7 protein-coding genes are annotated in these 19,195 nt (G+C 49.7%); 2 read left to right on the plus strand and 5 right to left on the minus strand.

Going from position 1 to position 19,195, the window contains the following annotated elements; translation table 11 throughout:
* Window positions 1-158: 158 nt before the first annotated feature.
* The 4 genes from HMPREF0636_RS03405 to HMPREF0636_RS03420 all read right to left on the minus strand — a co-directional run bounded on the left by HMPREF0636_RS03405 (window position 159) and on the right by HMPREF0636_RS03420 (window position 9,203).
* Window positions 159-3,050, minus strand: coding sequence for a M60 family metallopeptidase (locus tag HMPREF0636_RS03405; RefSeq protein WP_052328724.1), 2,892 nt, complete (start codon window positions 3,048-3,050; stop codon window positions 159-161).
* A 123-nt stretch (window positions 3,051-3,173) separates the two neighbouring features.
* Window positions 3,174-4,082, minus strand: a complete 909-nt coding sequence (locus HMPREF0636_RS03410) for a DUF4959 domain-containing protein (RefSeq protein ID WP_044168497.1) — start codon at window positions 4,080-4,082, stop codon at window positions 3,174-3,176.
* A gap of 18 nt (window positions 4,083-4,100) precedes the next feature.
* Window positions 4,101-6,008 carry a RagB/SusD family nutrient uptake outer membrane protein gene (locus HMPREF0636_RS03415; RefSeq protein ID WP_044168498.1) on the minus strand — a complete coding sequence of 636 codons (1,908 nt, stop codon included), beginning with the start codon at window positions 6,006-6,008 and terminating at the stop codon, window positions 4,101-4,103.
* A 36-nt stretch (window positions 6,009-6,044) separates the two neighbouring features.
* On the minus strand, window positions 6,045-9,203 hold the full coding sequence (locus HMPREF0636_RS03420) for a SusC/RagA family TonB-linked outer membrane protein (protein ID WP_044168499.1): 3,159 nt from the start codon (window positions 9,201-9,203) through the stop codon (window positions 6,045-6,047).
* Between the two features lie 1,173 nt (window positions 9,204-10,376).
* Here HMPREF0636_RS03420 and ahpC point away from each other — a divergent pair.
* Window positions 10,377-10,943 carry an alkyl hydroperoxide reductase subunit C gene (gene ahpC, locus HMPREF0636_RS03425; RefSeq protein ID WP_005467578.1) on the plus strand — a complete coding sequence of 189 codons (567 nt, stop codon included), beginning with the start codon at window positions 10,377-10,379 and terminating at the stop codon, window positions 10,941-10,943.
* A gap of 220 nt (window positions 10,944-11,163) precedes the next feature.
* On the opposite strand, the gene HMPREF0636_RS03430 is transcribed toward ahpC, so the two are convergent.
* Complete coding sequence (locus HMPREF0636_RS03430; protein ID WP_081748389.1) at window positions 11,164-17,091, minus strand: alpha-2-macroglobulin family protein; 5,928 nt, start codon at window positions 17,089-17,091, stop codon at window positions 11,164-11,166.
* Window positions 17,092-17,824: 733 nt separating this feature from the next.
* Here HMPREF0636_RS03430 and HMPREF0636_RS03440 point away from each other — a divergent pair.
* Window positions 17,825-19,189 carry a dipeptidase gene (locus tag HMPREF0636_RS03440; protein ID WP_044168505.1) on the plus strand — a complete coding sequence of 455 codons (1,365 nt, stop codon included), beginning with the start codon at window positions 17,825-17,827 and terminating at the stop codon, window positions 19,187-19,189.
* Window positions 19,190-19,195: the final 6 nt, after the last annotated feature.

Raw genomic sequence — 19,195 nt, forward strand, 5'->3', positions numbered from 1 at the left:
TCTTCACACCCTCCACAATAATAAGGGTTGATGCTTCTCAATGCTATGAGGTTTTAACTTCCCCAAAACGGCCTCGCCCCACACTTCGCGCTGAAGCCAAAGTGTGGGGCGAGGAGAATGGATACCAACTAAGAGTACCCATTTATAGTATACAGTCCCTAGTTCGCAGGTACAATAACACGTATATTGCCAGCAGAGACAGCCTTAATCGTATTGCCCTTGACCCAAGGAGAGCTGAGGTAGAAATGTGTTTCCCCATCCTTGGGATAAGTAGCATCAGCCACGAAGATGAGCTTGCCTTGAGCGTTATATACCTCGAAGGCAACCACGTTCTTCCAACCAGTAATCTTTACGGACTGGCTGCTGATAGAAGGCTTGTTCCCCTCAATAATACTTGGCTTATCCTTATAGAGGTAGGCATTATCATCGGTGATATACTCTAGAGCGAGGTCTTCGATATTCTGTAGCTTGAGGCTTGCAATACGATTCTTCACAGCATGAGCCTCAACATCGGTCAGCACAAAGGGTCTCTTCCCGTAGTCATCAATAGTAGTATTGACGGCACGGAAGAAGCCCCATCTCTCGAAGTAGCGGGTGAGGTCTCGCCCAGCAACCTTAGAGGCTGCATAGGCAAACTCTGCCTGCTGTGTACCTGGCGTCTCTGGAGAGTTGTGCCTGCGGAAGTATTCATAGAGGTCGGGGTAGAAGCCCGAAACGGCATCCTTATTCAGACGGGGACTATTGCCAAGCACCCTACCGAAATAGAGCTCAAGCTGCCAGAAAGGTACTAGCTGCTTGAATACATCAACTCCCTGAGGAATACCATCCTTAATATTCGTACTACCTGCGGTGCAGAATGGGGTCTCACCTGCAATGATATGTGAGAATGCAAGCGAATAGCGATTGTTACCATCGCCCATCCGCTCATCCTGTAGACGTGAGGGTTGCTTAAAGACATAGGTCGTGATATACTCCGAAGGAATGTTCACAGTACACTCTGTCATCCCATGCCAAAGGAGACCTGGACGAATCTGATTCATATGTCCAATCTCATGTGAAGGCCCCCAAGCAGCACCCTGAGACAGGGGATTACGCATCTTAGCGGGGTCAAGTATATCCTTAGCAGTACCGACCTCGTAGGCAGTATGGTACCAAGTAGCATACATGAAAGCATGGTACATGACGTGCAGATACATACGATTCTTAGGCGTACAGTTGTACTTATAGTACCCATGTAGTACCCATTCGTTGCGTACAATGCTGTCGTAGGTATTGGTAATGTCTCGACCCTCGGGGGTATAGTTTCGGAAGTTAGCTGTCTCAAATGTCAGGTGAGCATACTTACCGAGGACATCAAAGTATTTGTCCGTAGCCTTACCTAGAAGTTCCTTCCAACGTCCCGATAGCTTAGGATCTTGTGAGTTATAGTAGCCATTGACAGTACCCGTGGCGAAGTGCATGCGCAGAGGATGCAGGGAAGCGAGCTGCGCCTCATCCATAGTATGGTACATAACATAGGCTAGACCTGGAGAGCGCATCTTGAGCTTATTCATACCCTTGTAGAGAGGGTAGTACTCACCCCCGAAGCCATCCCCCCCAGGCTTGTCGAGGTTCTGTACACGTAGGCTTAGACCTTCGAAGCCATGCGTATCCTCAACGAAGACAATAAGGTCTTCACCCTTCTTGACCGATATACCAGTAGGGTTATCTAGGAGAGAGTAGGGATTGGTCTTATTGCGTGTCGCCATCACATTGGGGTGAAGGTAGGGCTTGAAGCTGGCAACACGGAACTCCTGGTTATACTTACCTTGCTTGATGAAGAAGGCTAGGTTGCGGAAGAAAGGATCCGTACACTGAGCAATCTTGGCATCGGTGATGTCGGAGCGTAGGGTCGTGCACAGGTCATCAGCAAAGAGTGTCTTATAATCAAAACTCTTGCTACTACGCTTGAAAAACATCATCTCAGCACAAGAGGCGAAGCCCTGCCCATCCCCTGCTCCACTACGTACAATAAAGCGGAAGCTCTTCGCCTGCAAACGGCGATCAAAGATGACACGTGTGGGCTGTGAGCTCCCCCCGAAGTCCTTGGAGACGAGCTTCTCAAAGTTCACACCATCCTGCGACACCTCGATATCAACCTCTTTGAAATTTCCATTCTGGCCACTCGTACGTGGGTAGTAGACGAGATAGTCTACATCCGATAGCTCAGCGAAGTTGTAGGTTAGAGTTATGGGGAAGTAATTCTTGCCAGTGTTGGTCCAATTGGAATGATAGAGCGTATTCATATCTCCATCGAACGACTTCTCAATCTCTCCGCCATTAGGCTGGAAGGAGGAAGCTTGGCCACTTACAACCTTGATTTGTTCATCATCAGACAGACTCTCCGTGCTACCTGCAACATAATCCTTCGCTCCAAGCTGTGTGAGGGAGATGAAGGCACGTACAGCCTTGGAGGCATCAGCAACGCCCTTCTGTACAATCTCAATCTTGGCTACACGATTACTCTCGCCTGTATGAGAGAGGGCAACATAGGAATGACTCTCCTTCCTCATGGCCTTTAGCTCGGACGGCGACTTGACCCACTCAGGGAGCTTCACCTCAATCTGAGTATTGGTCGTAATGACAAAGTCAATGGGACCACCAGAGGCTGGTATAGTAAAGATCTGTTTGTCAACCAAGATAGCAGGAGCTGTACCTAGCTGGCGTACGTTGATATACTTTTCCCCAGCAGAAGAGCTGATGGTGAGCTTGGCCTGACGGATCTCAGTATCATCATTAGTCTGTACCTCTACGATGAGGATCTTACCCTGAGGCTTTGCACTACACCACGACTGGTCACTCTGCGCACGCCATCCCTGTGGCAAGTCTCCCACTTGAATGGTCTTAGATGAGGACTCACTCTTGAAGTCTATATTATCGGGGAGCTTTGTCTGACTAGTGTTTGTCCCTCCTCCCTTACCTCTATTTGGCTCTTCGGCAGCCTTACATGAGACGAAAATCATCCCTAGGATAGCCGCACAAAGCAGGCTAAAAAGTCTAAAGGTCTTCATTCGTTCAACATTTACTTGTTATAGCTAATCTGTCTAGCCTAAATGTATAGAGAGGTCGAGCAAGAGGAGGAATAAATCCACCTCTCTACTCGACCTCTCTAGAACTAATCTATTGGATCTCCGTTACTCGTTGGTCGTCTCACCAGTCTCGGGGTCATAGACCTCAGTCTTGTGGGCAAAGACATGAAGCTCAGCTAGGGCTGCGTAAGCTTGGTTATTGTAGACCTTCTTAATCTGGAACCAAACATAGGTGTAAGCCTTGTCTGCAAGCATTACAGGAGAGGTGTAATCTGCAGCCTGAGCATCGGGTAGACCTGTTAGGGACTTCACAAGGACTGCCTTATTAGCCTCTAGATCGAAGTTTCCATCGAAGGAGTCACTCGTGTAGATACCCATCTCTACAGGATTTGATCGGTTGCCATTATTACGAGCCTTCATGAAAAAGTGGAAGGCCTTGACAGTTCTTGGGAGCTTCATCACGATGTAGTGAGGCATAGGACGTTTCGTCCCGCTCCAGCTCTCGTGGTAGAAGGTACCATTATTGTTGTCGATCAAGTGTGCCTTGGGACCTTCTGAAGACTCGGGGTCACTAACAAAAAGGTCATCAGCACCAGCTGCGAGGACTAGCTTCTCAGCTGCTGCATCTGTAATCTTCGTGATCTTAGGAAGAGGCTTAGCTTGAGCTGAGATTGTGTGAGTAGTCCCCTCTGCACCCTTTTCTCCTATGGGGCAGATTTTGAACTCAATCGTACCATAACGAGCTAGCAAGCCATCGACACGTAGCGTATCGGAGTGGATGCTAGCAAGCCTCATGGCAGGCTTGTTCGTAGCGGGATTTGTATAGGACACTCGCACATAGCGATAGTCAGCACCCTGAGGGATCGACCATTTTAGCAGAATAGACCCAGGCCCGGGCTCAGCAGTGATAGAAGCTTGGTCTAGGTCGGTAGGCTTGGGGCCTAGGTCTTCCTTTTTACAGGAAGACACTAGGGCAAGCGATCCAAGCATGAGGGCTATGAATATCTTGTTCATCTTATCATCTATGATTGGTTAGTAGCCAGGATTGTTGATGAGGTTACCATTCCTATTTATATCGTCAATAGGAATAGGAAGGAGATAGTTAGCGTCAGAGAAAGCACGCTCGAAGACAATCTCCTTTAGCTTAGCAAACTCCTCAATGCTTGTAGCCTCGATGTCAAGCCCCTTAGCCTTGTGACCGAAGGCATCCTTAGCGAGGAGCCAGCGACGCATATCCCAGAAGTTCTGATTTTCTAGGTAGAGCTCAATCTGACGCTCCTGGCGCACAATCTTGCGGAGCTTATCTTGGTCTGGAGTTACACCAATAGCACTCCATGCAGCATCTACAGTGGGGATACCTGCACGCGTGCGTATCTTATCAATGTAGGTCTTAGCCTCAGCCAGATCATTTGTCTCAACACAAGCCTCTGCGTAGGAGAGGTATAGATCTCCTAGGCGCAAGAGAGGCCAGGGGTGAGAGATGACGGTCACACCATTCTTAGCCATAAGCTGGTTGGGGAACGTTCCCTTCTTATTCAGATACCCACTCGGCGTGTAGTTGTTATTGCGCCCCTTTCTCCCTTGGTTCCCATTCTTTGTAAAGTCTAGGAGTACACGGCCAGCCTCAGGCATGAAGTTAGGTGTGGGGTAGAGGGGGTTACTTGGCTCTTTATTGAGGATCTCAAAGTATCCACCTTGGAAACCAATCCAAGCATAGAAGCGTGGTTCACGATCGAGGTTGAACTTGATGGTCTTCACCCCTTCCTTGGCATAAGCTACATGGGCTGCATCTACGGCTACGACCTCTAGGGGATCAAGATTCTTTGTCTCGGGGTCTTCATCCCAAGGGAGACCGTTCTTTGTGTAGAAGCGGTTGAGCATAGCCCAAGTTGGACCAACCCCATTGTAGCCATACTCACTACCATCTACACCCTTAGGCGTAGACTTACCCTGGAAGTCATACAGACCTACACCACGAGAGTCTGCGAAGATTACCTCAGGGTTGGGGCTACCTACCCAGTCTAGGATGGTTAGGCGAAGGCGACGCTCGATGCCATTCTCTGGGTACTTGTTCTGAGACTTGTACTGGTCATCCTTCATATAGAGAGCATAGCCAGCAGCTTCAGCAGCATCAATCGCCTGCTTGATAGCCTCCTTGGCACGTACCCACTTCTGAGGATCGTAGGTCATAGGCATCAGGTGATTGCCGTTCTTGTCCTTGAGTGACTCGAAGAGACTTGGCTGTCCACCATTGAAGAGGGGGGAGGCGGCATAGAGATAGAGCTTAGCCTTGAAGCCCTTAGCAGCTGTGCTCGTAGCGAGCCCGACACGGCTCTTCACATCGTTGCGTGTAGCAGGCAGACCAGCTGCTGCCTCATCAAACTTAGCTGCTATCCAGCTCACACACTCATCGAAGTTCGTGCGTGCCGCATAGTCCTCAACCCTTGTATTCACATCTGGGAGTTCCTTGACGAGGATAATGGGGCCATAGCAACGCAACAGGAGATAGTGATAGTAGGCCAGCAAGAAGTTTATCTGAGCCTTATAGTCCGCCTTCTCCGCATCTGAGGTATCAGGGAGCTTGTCGATTACCTTGCTAAACATATAGCATTGGCGAATCCCTTGGAAGAAGTTATTCCAGTAAGAAATCCCAGGAGAAGAGGCTGTGTACTTCCCCTTAGGGAAGCTGGAGAAAGACTCATGCTCGAAGCTGGTAATTACCTCGTCACCCGTTAATAGGTCTAGACTCCCTGTTGTCCCAGCAGGATTGGGAAGGTAGGCATAGCAGGAGTAGAGGTAATCAATTCCCTTATTTCGGTCAGAGTAAGCATCCTTCTCTGTTGGACGCTCGTCAGGGACGATGTCGAGGAAGTTCGAGCAAGAGCTACCGAGCAAGAGAGTAGCCCCGCAAAGGAGGGCTAGCTTATATAATCTGTTCATCGGATTCTTTTATATATAGTACAGAATGATACACGACTACTTGAAGGTGAGCTGTACCCCAAGGTTGAAAGTACGCTGTAGGGGGTAAGACATACCACGACCACCACCCATTTCTGGATCCCAGAGCTTGAAGGGGGCAAACGTTAGGAGATTCGTCGCATTAGCATAAACACGAGCGAACTTGAATCGATATCCCACCTCTAGGTTACGTAGCTTTAGGAAAGAGGCATCTCGTAGCCAGTGTGAGGATTCCTGTTGGTTATGCCTATTATCATGCAGTGTCAGGCGAGGATAGCGAGCGTTAGGATTCTGATTATCCCTACTCCAGTAGTCATCTGCTACCCACTGTAGGACGTTGCGTCGTGACTGTGTACCGAAGGGGTGGAAATCCTTCATCATCAGTGACACGTTAGCTTGTCCTTGGAGAGTAAAGTTGAAGTCGAACTGCTTGTACTGTACCGTTGCCCCGAAGCCATAGTTGATTTCAGGAACGGTTGGGAAGCCCATGGGGATACGGTCGTCGGCGTCGATCTTGCCATCGTAGTTACCATCCTTGTCTGGCTGATCCTTATACTTGAGGTCACCTGGAGCTATCGCGATGTTCCCAAGTGTACTCTTAGGATTATGATCGATATCCGCTTGGTCGATATAGTAGCCATCAGCGGCGTAACCCAATAGTCCATTGAGACGGGAACCTACTTTGCGTAGGGCTGGGCGAAGGTTAGCAGCCTCATCGTACTCGAGGACGCGGTTACGTGCAAAGGTGAAGGTACCACGAGCTTGGATAGTCCAATCCTTATTGAATTGTTTATTGTACTCCATCGCAACGTCTACCCCCCAGTTCTTTACCTTGGCGAGGTTACCATAGATCTTGGCATCTTCGGTACCGAAGTAGTTCGGGATGGTTTCCTTCTTCTGGAAGATATTGCTACGGATTTCCTGGAAGACATCCACCGTTAGGTTAAGGGACTTGAAGAGCTGTAGGTCAAGTCCGACGTTAAGCTTCTTACCGATTTCCCAAGTGATCTGGGGGTTAGCATAGCGGGTGAAGCCTGGTCCACGACGGCTCTCATAGCTACCATCAAACCCAGTAGAGAAGTTGGGGCGATGCTTATCCCCCGAGAGAACAACTTCCTCAAGATAGATGAAGCGCTGGTCTACGGTTTTGTCATTCCCCACGAGTCCATAGGAGGCTCGGAGCTTTAGGTTAGAAACGGTATTCTGTAGAGGCTTCCAAAAGGCTTCCTTGCTGACGTTCCAGCCCACAGCGATGGATGGGAAGAATCCCCAACGGTGTCCTCTGGCAAAGTTCTCGGAGCCATTATACCCCGCGTTGACCTCCAGAAGGTAGCGCTGTGCATAGTCGTAGGATGCACGGAAGGCATAACCCTGACGACGGCGAGGTAGTGTAGCGATGAGGTCGCTCCCTGGGTTGTTGATGGTAGCCTCATCTTGGTTATAAAGAGCCATTGCGGATACACTATGATCACCAAAGCTACGATCATAGTTGATGTAGGCCTGTATATAGAAGCGTCTATCACCCATAGAGCTCCCGCCCGAATTGAGTATAGGCTTGCTAGGGTCTCCACCGAGAGAGGTCAGGTTATAGTTCCCATTAGCGTCCTTAGCAGGAGAGGCAAGCATGTAGGAATTATAGGTTTGGAAACGATAGGCGTTGCTGAAGCTCCAGTTCTTGAAGGAGACAAGCCCCTTGAAGCTAAGCCCCTTGGTGATGAAGTCCAGCTTCTGGGTGTAGTCGATATTAGCAATCACTGTGCTCTCGAAAGTATCCTTATAGCCTGAGGCTGCCATAGCTACTGGGTTACCAGGCGTGAAGGAGCCAATCTTTGTTCCCCCCCAGCGATACCAAGATAGATCCCCCTGTGGGAACATGATAGGATTTGCAACAGAATTGGTTTCCATAATCGACTTGAAGACCTCATTCACACCACCAGAGCCATTATTGGCCGTAATAGGGCCATGATAGTCGTTGATCTGGGTATTCAGATGCAGAGCAATCGATGCACTTGGGGAGAGGTGAAAGTCTACGTTGTTCTGAAACGCATACTTAATATAGTCGATGCTGTTGCTGAAGGAGAAAAAGTCCTTACTTCTCCCCCTAAGCATCCCCGTCTCATGGCTAACATTGAAGTTCATGAAGTAGGTAACCTTCGCCGTACCCCCACGGACATTCATATTGGCCCTCTGGTTATAGGTCATATTTTTGAAGACCTCCTTATACCAATCCACATTGGGGTATTGGTATGGATCTGTCCCTGCGAGGGTATTGCGGATGTACTCCTCAGAATAGAGCGCATCGCCCGTACCTTGGTTCCTCACAGCCTCGTTGTACATACGCATGTAGGTCTCAGCACCAGCAGCCTTCGGTACATTAATTGGAGTATTGATGTAGTTCTCAATACGTACCCCGATGATAGGACGCTCTAGGTCTGCTCCGCTCTTGGTCTTGATGATCAAGACCCCATTTGCACCACGAGTACCATACATAGCAGAGGCAGTAGCATCCTTCAGGATAGAGAAGCTATCTATAATCTCTGGATCTATGGCATTCAGGTCAGCCTTGGAGATCTGTACACCATCTAGGATAATCAGTGGCTCAGAGCCATTCATTGTGGAGATACCACGGATGAAGAAGTCTGCGCCATTGCTCCCTGGCTCACCACTACGCTGATAAGAGATAACCCCAGCCAAGCGACCCGCGAAGGCTGTGGAGAGGTTAGCAGCTGGCACCTTCAGCTCCATAGGACGAACAGTCTGAATTGAACCCGTTACGGTCTCCTTCTTCTGTCCTGTACCGAAGGCAGTGACGACGACTTGGCCTAGGGTTTTGGTGTCCTCTGAAAGTGTGATTGAGAGGATGGTTGTTTTTCCGACTCTTACCTCCTTGGCAGAGTATCCAACGGAGCTGATGATGAGCACATCACCTGCCGAAGCCTTCAGCTCGAAGTTCCCCTCGATGTCGGTCAGTGCACCCGCAGAAGCGCCCTTGAGGCGAACGGCAGCTCCGACGATGGGTTCACCAGTCTTGGAATCGGTGACGACCCCTACGATCTTCGTCTTGTTCGCATTCTGAGCATTTGTAGAGAGAGTCGTAGCATCGGCTACTCTCGTAGCTTTGACCTGCTCCGAGGTAGACCCTGCTAGGAGCATAGTCGGGAGGGAAAGGCCAACCATAAGACACAGCACTCGACGAAGTCGCCGCTGCGCTATGTGGCTCTCGCTGTAGTGTATTTCCATAAAATACTTATGTATGAATGATAGAACGTATTACTTAGGATATGTATGTTCTTGCTTTTATTCGTGGGTAGATGAAGCAATTCATGCTCCTCTATCAGACAGTGGCACACCAATCAAGGCGAACCAATGTGGGTTAGGTAAGTATTCTTCTATGCCAAATCTCTTTCGTTATTCTATGACCTGCTATTTCTATACTCCGCGTAGTAGTCTTTTCATTCCACCTCGGAGGAGGCAAAGGTAGATAAAAAAACTATCCCAAAAACACCTCGAAACTACCTCATACTTAATAAATTTCTTAATTAAGCAAAGAGTGTTTAACGCCTTGCTTATATTGCCTAAAACAGGCGATTTTCAGGATACCTATCCCCTAAATTTGTAAACTTTACTCTACAACTCATTCCTATATTTATACCTAATTTACTTTAAGCAAACTCCAACTCTCACCGTTTTTCTTCCCTCGTCCATCCCTCATGCACATAAGAATCTTTACGAAGCTGTAAGAATTGAGGTTACAAATCCATGAAGTAGCTTGAGGGAGGCTATCCTTTAACATCGGTTCGGCACAGGTCCTCCATCCTCTCAAGCTGAGCCTCTACACAACTCACAATCAACAGGATACAACTGACACAAAAATGAGTAGTAACGAGTTACCATAACTCGTTGTGACGACTTATGGTAACTCGTGATGAAGAGTTATGGCAACTCGTTGAAGAGAGTTATGGTAACTCGTCTGAGCGACTTATAGTAAGTCCTTACTACCCCTTCCAGTTCCCCGTATCTAGGGCATTTGCGAGGGCTGATAATCCATCGGGTAGAGAGTGTCATTTCGACTTGTATTGCTGTGGCTCGTAGCATAATGGATAGACATAGAGGACATCCGACAAATCAGGCCTTCCATAGACACTTTATTTCTCTGTCAAACAGGATCAAATTAGCCTATCTTATTCACAGTATAAATGGAGTAATAAATAAAAGTGATTGGACAGAGCGACAGACTAGTGTACTTTTGCAACAGAAACGAATGTATGAGGAGAGAAGGCTCGTGGGGAAGACCTAACAGAGTGTAGAATATCCTATAATAAATTAAATAAAGAGAAACAACAGACAGCTATGTGCATTATCAACAGTCAAATGCCTGAGTTCAAGGTAAATGCTTACCGTAAGGGCAAAGGCTTTTTCGAAGTATCCAACGAAGATCTCAAGGGCAAGTGGAGCATCTTCTTCTTTTACCCAGGTGACTTTACCTTCGTTTGCCCAACGGAGCTTGCTGACCTAGCCGACCACTATGAGGAGTTTCAGGCGCTCGGTGTAGACATCTACTCCGTTAGCACCGACTCCCACTTCGTACACAAGGCTTGGGCTGATGCTACGAAGACCATCGAGCGCGTCCCCTATACCATGCTCGCAGATATGACCTTCGAGCTCTCCTATGCTATGGGGGTACTCTGCGAAGAGTCTGGTCAGGCTTATCGTGGTACCTTCCTCTTCAACCCTGAAGGACAGGTCAAGATCGCTGAGATCCATGACAACGGCATTGGTCGTGATGCAAGCGAACTCCTTCGCAAGGTGACCGCCGCCAAGTTCGTCTACGAAAACCCAGGCGAAGTCTGCCCTGCCAAGTGGAAGAAGGGTGAAGCAACCCTAAAGCCCAGCATCGATCTCGTAGGTAAGATCTAGTAAATACATCAAATACGGACGGGTAAGGGCTGGGCGTGAGTAATACGTACCGGTGTTGTTTCCCAGCCTATCCCGTCCACAGACAAAATGCCCCTCCAGCACATGCTGGAGGGGCATTTCAGTTTATAGCCTCTAGAGCGTCTGATACGCTGAGAGAGAGCCCAACTCTCTAGAGGAAGAGAGGGAGGGGAAAGAAGGCCTTCCTCTCCCCCATCTATCCTTATTTCATAGGCAGGACAAGCTGTAGAGCAGAGGGTGCAGTATGGGCAGTGTACTCCGGAGCATAGGCGGACTGCACCTTCGTCACCAGCCCCGAGTAACGACCTGATCGCGTCACATACTGCTCATACTCGAGTGTATATTCACCTCGCTTAAGCCGATCAAAGAAGAAGTTCGTCTCTTTGTCCCTCGGCTCAACATAGTATCCAGTACCTGCCCCCCAGCGATAGCCTGCCGTCTGGATGATCGGCTCAGCAAAGCCCGCTCTGGGGTCGTGGAGAGCAACGAAATCTAAGTCCTGATCAAGGATCAGCGTAATTCGAGTCCACAGCCGATCACCGACCCTTAGTTCATGACCTTCATCTAGAGGTAATAGCACCTGCTTGCCAGCCTCCTTGCTTACAACAAATAGCTCTCGCTTGACCTTGAGCTCTCTACCTCTTGCCTCAATCTGGCTCGTAGGTAGAGTATAATGTGCCAAGGCTGCACCCCAGACCTCACCATCAGACTGAGTCGTCACGGTCATAGCCCCAGATGGACGTACCGAGGATGTGAATGGCAGGGAGGCAGTGATATATGCCCCCTCCGTGCGGAAAGTCGTACCATCAGAGAGGGGCACTATGACAGAGGAACTATTCGTACGACGAGGGGCGTTCTTACCTCCTAGATCAAGTGACAGCGCATAGATAGCCTCGGAGGAAGCAAGTGACGAGCGCCACGAGGTGGCTCGCTTCTCGTTGATGATCCAGCGTTGCATCTGGCTCATTGTTGTGATATCCTCTGGGGAGACGATACGTAGAGCCTCGAGTGTAGCCGTCATCGTCGGGATCGTACGACTGCACCAGAAGTACCCAAGGAAGTCCTCATTAGCGTAGTACATACCACGCTTATCCTCCTTGAGGTATTCTCTTAGCGAGGCAATGCACGCCTTAGCAAGTGCGGTATCCCTTCCATAAGCAAAGACAACAGCAGCCATTGCCTTCTCAGAGAGAGGCAGCTGGAGGGCAGTCTTCTTGAGTTCGTTATAGAAGAAGTCTCGAGCTTTCTTCGCCTCACCCTCTGCCTGATATATGCCACGCTCACTAGCCAGAGCCGTCAGGTACAGGTAATCAAGGTCGGTATAGGCGTACTTATATAGCCCCTTCTTCTTTTTCTTCAATATCGAGTGGTACTGGCTAATGATGCTAGGCTCAAGAGCGCGGAATCCCTTACGTACCAACTCCTCGATACGTAGCTGATCAGCACGCTCCAGACGAGGGAAGGCTGGTGTACGCAGGAGCAATCTAAGCACAGCCTCCGTCGTATATATGCTCCCCTTCATGCCTGGATACCAACTCCACAACCCATCACTAAGCTGAAGGTCTGATAGCTGCTTTAGGATACGTGAGAGTGGGACGAGCTTCATCGGATTCTGGAGGTATTCTAGAAGGATTCGCTCACGGTTGCCTTCCCGCTCTGCCTCTCGTACCCAAGGGGTCTCAACGAGGCTCTGCGTCTTCAGACTATCATCTTGCCCCAGCCTACTACGCTCCGAGGCAGGCAATGCCTTCCAGCGTGCCTCAAACCAATCTTTGAAGCCTTCGGCATGAGACACTTCAAGCGCTACAGACTGCGCATAGAGTGCTGTTGCTGCATCTAGTGCAGAAGCCCCCTTCGTCAACCCAAGTTCAGGTAGGGCAGAGAGAGCGAGGTATAATGGATTAGACTCGACCCTTAGGTCAAAGCGTCCCTGCTCGGGCAAGTATCCATTACTTGGATAGAGGCTGTCAAGTATGATCTCATGACGCCCCTGCTTACTCAACGTAAAGGCTAAGCTCTCAGTAACCTTCTCACGGCTCGGCAAGACGGGTATGAGGTGTTGCTCTCCATCCGAAGAGGTTTTGCCTCGAGCTACGACACGTAGCCCAACAGAGTCTAAGCCTTCAAAACCTCCAACTGGGAGTGCAATATCCGTAGAGGCTCCTGCTTGTAGCGTGAAGGGCTCCTTACGTGATGAGACCACTCGCTTCGTTTTCACATCAAAAAGCTCTAGGGTAAATTCTCCCTTTTGGTTCACCTTCGAGCCATTGCTGACACTTGTTGAGATGATGACACTATCTCCCTCACGCAGGAAGCGAGGCACGTTTGGACGAACACTGAAGTCTTTATATGCTTCGATCGTCTCTGTATGCTCAAGGAGCTTCATATCGGAGGTGTGTGCTAGCACAATGAGCTTCCATCGAGTGAGTGTCTCAGGTGTATGGAAGCTCCAGCTTACCTTCCCTGTCTTATCTGTTTGAAGATAGGGATAGAAGTAAGCACTTTCACTGAAGTTCGTACGCATGGTGACAGGGGCTAGCTTTTCATCCTTGAGCTTAGGTTTCGTGAGCTTTGCTTGTGTGGTGTTTAAAGTTCGATCCGTCACACTTGGTGACGCCTCCTTTGCCACCATTGCAGAAGCGTAGCCACGTATAGCGATACGAGGAGCACTATAACCTGACACAACGACTGCGTCAAGACTTGCTTCCTCTGCGAGCATCTTTGCATCACTTTTATCCAGCATGTATTCTTCTTCCTCACCATCATCTACGTCAGGTGTATTTGGAGTCTTCGTGGAGTCTGGTGTCACAAACTTGCTCGATGGCTGATCGCGCTCCGTAAGTTTAGCCCATGGTACTATGGGGAACATCCCCTCAGGAGAGAAATGCAGGTAAGGGCGATACCGATCTGAGGAGAGGCTATCGACACTCAACTCATCTAGTGTGAGAGGATCAAAGCCGAGAGGCAGGCGACCAAACTGGTCAAGTGCCGCATCATACATCCACACAGCGATGGAGGCATCATTTACTCTCTTGCCTTTGTGTGTGAGCGTGAAGCTCCACTGCTCGTCACTACCAGCTAGGATACGATCTCGGAAAGTGTCCCACTTGAGGGTCAGCTCACGCTCAGGCTCCGCTCGATCAATCGACACCCTTTGCTCTATAAGCGCACCATGGTTCATCGTATAGAGACGCACATGGATGGTACTCGGAGTGAAGCCATCCTTAGGAAGAGGTAGCGTAAGGCTGTTAATCACTTCCGACTTAGAGCGTAGGATGCCCTCTGCTATACTCCCTCCGTCGTAATATACCTCATAGAAGATATAGCCGTCTTGCAGCGCACTCATCCAATAGATGCGAGGAGGCTGTGATGGGCTATATTTATCTGTGGCAGCCTGAGCAATGAGGGGATACATGAAGCCTGGTATGGTCTTATCCTTCGCTCCATCGTAGAGGTAGAAGGTGCGCTTCCCTTCAAACTTCACGCCCTTACCATAGTCAGAGCTAAAATGAAGTTCGTACCGTCCAGCAGGCAGTGGTGCTAAGGTTGGGCGAAGCTCTATGATACTATCGGGCTGTGCATTACCTCTATATAGGACACGACCCTCTTGCTGAATCGTATAGGAGATCTGGCGAATTTCATTCTCATCCTCTTGTCCATAGACACCAAATGCGATGGATACATCACCACGCTCCTTATTGATTAGTCCAGGCACATCTACGTAGATTGACCCTACGCCCGACCCTACAGGCAGGAAGACCGTCTCTGAGTGGGACTCACCCGTAGCATCTGTAGTTGTTATACGGAGTGTATACTGATACCAAGAGAAATAGCAGGGATACTTCTCCTCTTCCTTCATTGGCTCTATCTCTTGGAGCATAGCAGGAATAACGAACTGCCCCTTCTCATCTGTCGTCAGAGTGCTATCTGCTAATGTTTTGTTGATATTATCCCTACCTCTATAACTATACCAAGGGTGCCATACATAGCGGTTAGCCGAAAGGGTATACTTGACCTTTACCCCAGCTATACCAGTACCACTGAGCGTACGCACCAGCCCTGGCACACGCACCGTCTCACCCACCTTGTAGGGTGGCTTAGGTGGTGTCATGACCAGCTCGGTAGAGCGGCGTTTGTACTCAGAGACCTCGAAGCTCTTCATCTCCGTACCGGCAGTGTATAACCCATTCTTTGCTGGTGCAGCAAAGTAAGCCCTGACTGAATATCGCCCTGTGATACGATCCGTAGGAAGGGTGAACTCTACGGCAAAACTGCCCCTACGATTTGGGATCACCTCCGTACGTGTCACCTCCTTACCATTAGCATCATAGAGCTCGACACGTACGGCACGCCCTGTACTCACCCGTGCCGTCTCAACAAGGCGACCTACCTCGGCCGTCCATCCATAGACATGTACTTTTTGCCCGGGGCGGTATGCAGGTCGGTCAGGCATGATCCAGATCATCTCCGCCCGAGCCTTGGGCTCAAAGGTGAAGGACTCATCGCTATCCCTTCCATAATAATCCCCCTCATCAATCCATAGCGGGTCTGAGCCATCGGCTAGAGCGTAGACCTCTACATCCTCATCTGGTGTCATGCGACCAAATGCATCGGTCTTGACTCGGTTTCTGAACTTATAGTCAGGTACCTCCTCTCCATCTCCATCCTCATCATTATCCTCATATCCATTGATCATGACACCCGAGAGTGGCCGTCCCGTCATGGCCTCCAGCCATTGCAACTGTGAGCCCTTGATCTGGTCAATCTGCTCAACCACGACATGCTTCGTGAAGATGAAGCTATCCTCAGAGCTCTCCCGACAACCAGATGAACGGGGGTCACGCATGGGTACTACCTGCACGTGGTATTCACCTACACGGGGGAGCTTGAAGGATAGCTCCTCGTGCTGAGCATAGCCTAAGCTATCGAGTGAGAAATCAATAATCCTTGTCTCCAGAGGCTGTGCATCCTTAGTGGGTTCCCATTCTAGTTGGTTCGGCATTTGGATCTTGGGAGCAACGAAAAGTCTGACCTCGGCACGTCGCACGAGGTACACCCCTCCGAGCCCTATCGTGACGCTGTCTCTGCCCGTCACCCTTCTCGGCACCCCTAGAGAATAGTCACTTTGCAAAGCATTATGATGAGATTTAGCCAGCTCCTTCAGCATTTTCTTAGGGAGCTGTACTCCCTTCTTTAGGAAATACTCAATAAAGGAAGCATAGGCTGTCCCCTTACGAGGATAGAGGGACCGTAGGATCTCTACATAATTACCAATCTCAGGCGCTGCAATATACTTATTTGCAAAGGCATAGAGGAGTTCCTCAGTACGTTGCTTTGATAGTTTATTCCGTTTAAGCCTAAGGTCCTGCAGGAGGAGCTGATAATCTACTTGGCTACGGAAATACACACTGCTTGCCTTCTCTGCCACAGGTCGTATCCAGCTCATCAAGTCTGTATAGAGTGTATTGTACGCAACCTCACTATAACGATCTGGTTCAAAGCGAGCCGTAGCTCCAATGAGGGCTGTACCAAATGTACGCACCCCAATGACCGGATTTACGCTTGGGAAAACTAGCTCATAGTCGCCCAGAGGCTCAGCTAGTAGCGAGGCTGAGCCCCTTAGCTCCGTCATCAGACCTTGGTAATACTTGAAGTATTGCCTGGTTGACCAATACGTTGGATCAAATGCTGTACTATCCTTTAGCCGTCTGATGTCCTCGTTATAGAAATAGCGAGGACGTACCGACTCATGTCGTGTTAGGCTGTAGAGATTTAGAGCCACCTTATCGAGTGGTGTGAGCCAAGGAAGTGAACGAAGCTGATGTAGATCTTTGAAGAAGGTTGTCTTCTGTTTCCTATCTATTCGATGGGTATTCGTATCCACCACCTCAAGACCCTTGAGTATGAAGTGTAGTTGACGCTTCTCTCGCCCAAAGGCTACAAGCTCTTCACCGGCTTTAATCGCACTTTTAGGGAGGCCCTTATCCGTGGCACGCTCTATTTCTTTTAGGAGAGCCTCTCCACTTTGGGCTTTTCTCTGAGCGTACACGTTGGGCGCAAGGCTAAGGGCAAGGCATCCGAGTAGCACGATGCCCAAGACTCTTTGGATAAGGTCTTTTAATTGACACATTGGATTATCTCTTTAGTACAGGTAGCTGTTATCTACGGAGCAGGTCTCAGAGGATTGTCTTTTTACATTCTTTACCTGCTTCCTCCCAAAGGTATAAATTTTCTTGCTTAGCCCTCTGCACACTCGTATGCATTCCCACGAAGGCAAATAATCTGAGCAAAACCATTGCGTGAGCATGAAAATCTATAAGGGGCAAAAAGGGCAACCCCGAGCCAATCACAACACATTTACTACCAACGTGATACGGGAGCACAAAAAATCGACCTAAGCGAGTTACCATAACTCGTTGCAACGAGTTATGGTAACTCATCAGAAAAAGTTATGGTAACTCGCCGAGACGAGTTACCATAAGTCGTTATCACGAGTTATTATAACTCATTAGCTGGACTTTCCCACAAGAACATAACACCCTAAATATAAACACGTTACAAAACACACCGAAAGAGGGTGACTCCATATTAAGATATAGGCTTATGGTATGTGCAGGTTGACGCCACCCCTCAACACAGAGGAGCTACATAGATATATGACGGGGAAGCAAAGGGAACGTGCCCCTCGCTGAAGAGAACTTGCAGAAATGGGCATTAACCCCTTCCACTCATATAGCAGGACGTATGGCGCAAAAGTATTAGTCACTAATTTGTTGTACATTTACCCTAAATATTAAGAGGTACTTTCCCCTCCCCTCGCACGCAATTGGTGGGGGACACAACTAACTAAACAATACTTCAGTATGAGCCAGATAAAAGAATTCATCAAGCAGAACGAAGGCCGTTTCCTAGAGGATCTATTTGCCCTCATCCGTATCCCATCCGTGAGTGCCCAGAGTGAGCACAAGCCCGACATGCAGCGCTGTGCAGAGCACTGGCGTGAGCATCTGCTGAGTCTAGGGGTGCAGACCGTCGAGATCTATCAGACGGCGGGTAATCCCATCGTCTTCGGGCACTACGAGAAGGATCCCTCCCTACCCACCATCCTCGTCTATGCTCACTACGATGTGATGCCCCCCGAGCCTCTTGAGCTGTGGAAGAGCGAACCCTTCGAGCCCGAGGTACGTGATGGCCATATCTGGGCACGTGGCGCCGATGACGACAAGGGACAGTCTATGATCCAGGTCAAGGGCTTCGAGACGGCGATGGCACTAGGGCTGGTACACTGCAACGTGAAGTTCCTCTTCGAGGGCGAGGAGGAGATCGGCTCAACACATCTGGAGCAGTTCTGCCGTGAGCACCTAGAGATGCTACGTGCAGACAATATCATCGTCTCTGACACGAGCATGGTCAGCGCCGAGACCCCTTCGCTCACGACGGGGCTACGTGGCTTGGCCTACTGGGAGATCGAGGTCACGGGTGCTAACCACGACCTACACTCAGGGCACTTCGGTGGTGCGGTGGCGAACCCCATCAACGAGCTCTGCAAGCTCATCGCACAGGTACAGGACAAGGACGGGCGCATCACCATCCCACACTTCTACGACGACGTCGTGCCCCTCTCAGATGAAGAGCGTGCGATGATCGCCAAGATTCCATTCAGCGAAGAGGAGTACAAGAAGTTCCTCGACGTAGATGACCTCTTCGGCGAAGTGGGTTACCACACCCTCGAGCGTAATAGCTGCCGTCCAAGCTTCGATGTCTGCGGGATCTGGGGTGGTTACCAAGGCGAGGGAGCAAAGACCGTCCTGCCCTCCAAGGCCTACGCTAAGGTCTCCTGCCGTCTTGTCGCCAATCAAGACCACCACACCGTCAGCGAAGCCTTCATCAAGTATATCGAGCAGATCGCACCCAAGTACGTGCGTGTGAAGGTCACCCCCATGCACGGAGGTGAGGCCTACCTCTGCCCCATCGATCTACCTGCCTACCAAGCAGCCGAGGAGGCTATTGCTGTAGCCTTCGGCAAGCGTCCTCTAGCGGTACGCCGTGGGGGGAGTATTCCCATCATCGCAGCCTTCGAGCGGGTGTTTGGCATCAAGACGATCCTCATGGGCTTCGGTCTGGAGAGCAACGCTATCCATTCGCCCAATGAGAATATGCCCCTAGATATCTTCTACAAGGGCATCGAGTCCGTCGCCGAGTTCTACAAGATCTACCCCAAGAGATAAATCCTC

Origin of the sequence: Porphyromonas catoniae ATCC 51270, assembly GCF_000565015.1 — a bacterium.
In the GTDB taxonomy this organism is placed as follows: Bacteria; Bacteroidota; Bacteroidia; order Bacteroidales; family Porphyromonadaceae; genus Porphyromonas; species Porphyromonas catoniae.

Bases quoted from the DNA above. Each gene is read 5' to 3' on its own strand.
- HMPREF0636_RS03405 (WP_052328724.1), bottom strand. From the start codon at position 3,050: ATGAAGACCTTTAGACTTTTTAGCCTGCTTTGTGCGGCTATCCTAGGG.
- HMPREF0636_RS03410 (WP_044168497.1), bottom strand. From the start codon at position 4,082: ATGAACAAGATATTCATAGCCCTCATGCTTGGATCGCTTGCCCTAGTG.
- HMPREF0636_RS03415 (WP_044168498.1), bottom strand. From the start codon at position 6,008: ATGAACAGATTATATAAGCTAGCCCTCCTTTGCGGGGCTACTCTCTTG.
- HMPREF0636_RS03420 (WP_044168499.1), bottom strand. From the start codon at position 9,203: ATGGTTGGCCTTTCCCTCCCGACTATGCTCCTAGCAGGGTCTACCTCG.
- ahpC (WP_005467578.1), top strand. From the start codon at position 10,377: ATGTGCATTATCAACAGTCAAATGCCTGAGTTCAAGGTAAATGCTTAC.
- HMPREF0636_RS03430 (WP_081748389.1), bottom strand. From the start codon at position 17,091: ATGTGTCAATTAAAAGACCTTATCCAAAGAGTCTTGGGCATCGTGCTA.
- HMPREF0636_RS03440 (WP_044168505.1), top strand. From the start codon at position 17,825: ATGAGCCAGATAAAAGAATTCATCAAGCAGAACGAAGGCCGTTTCCTA.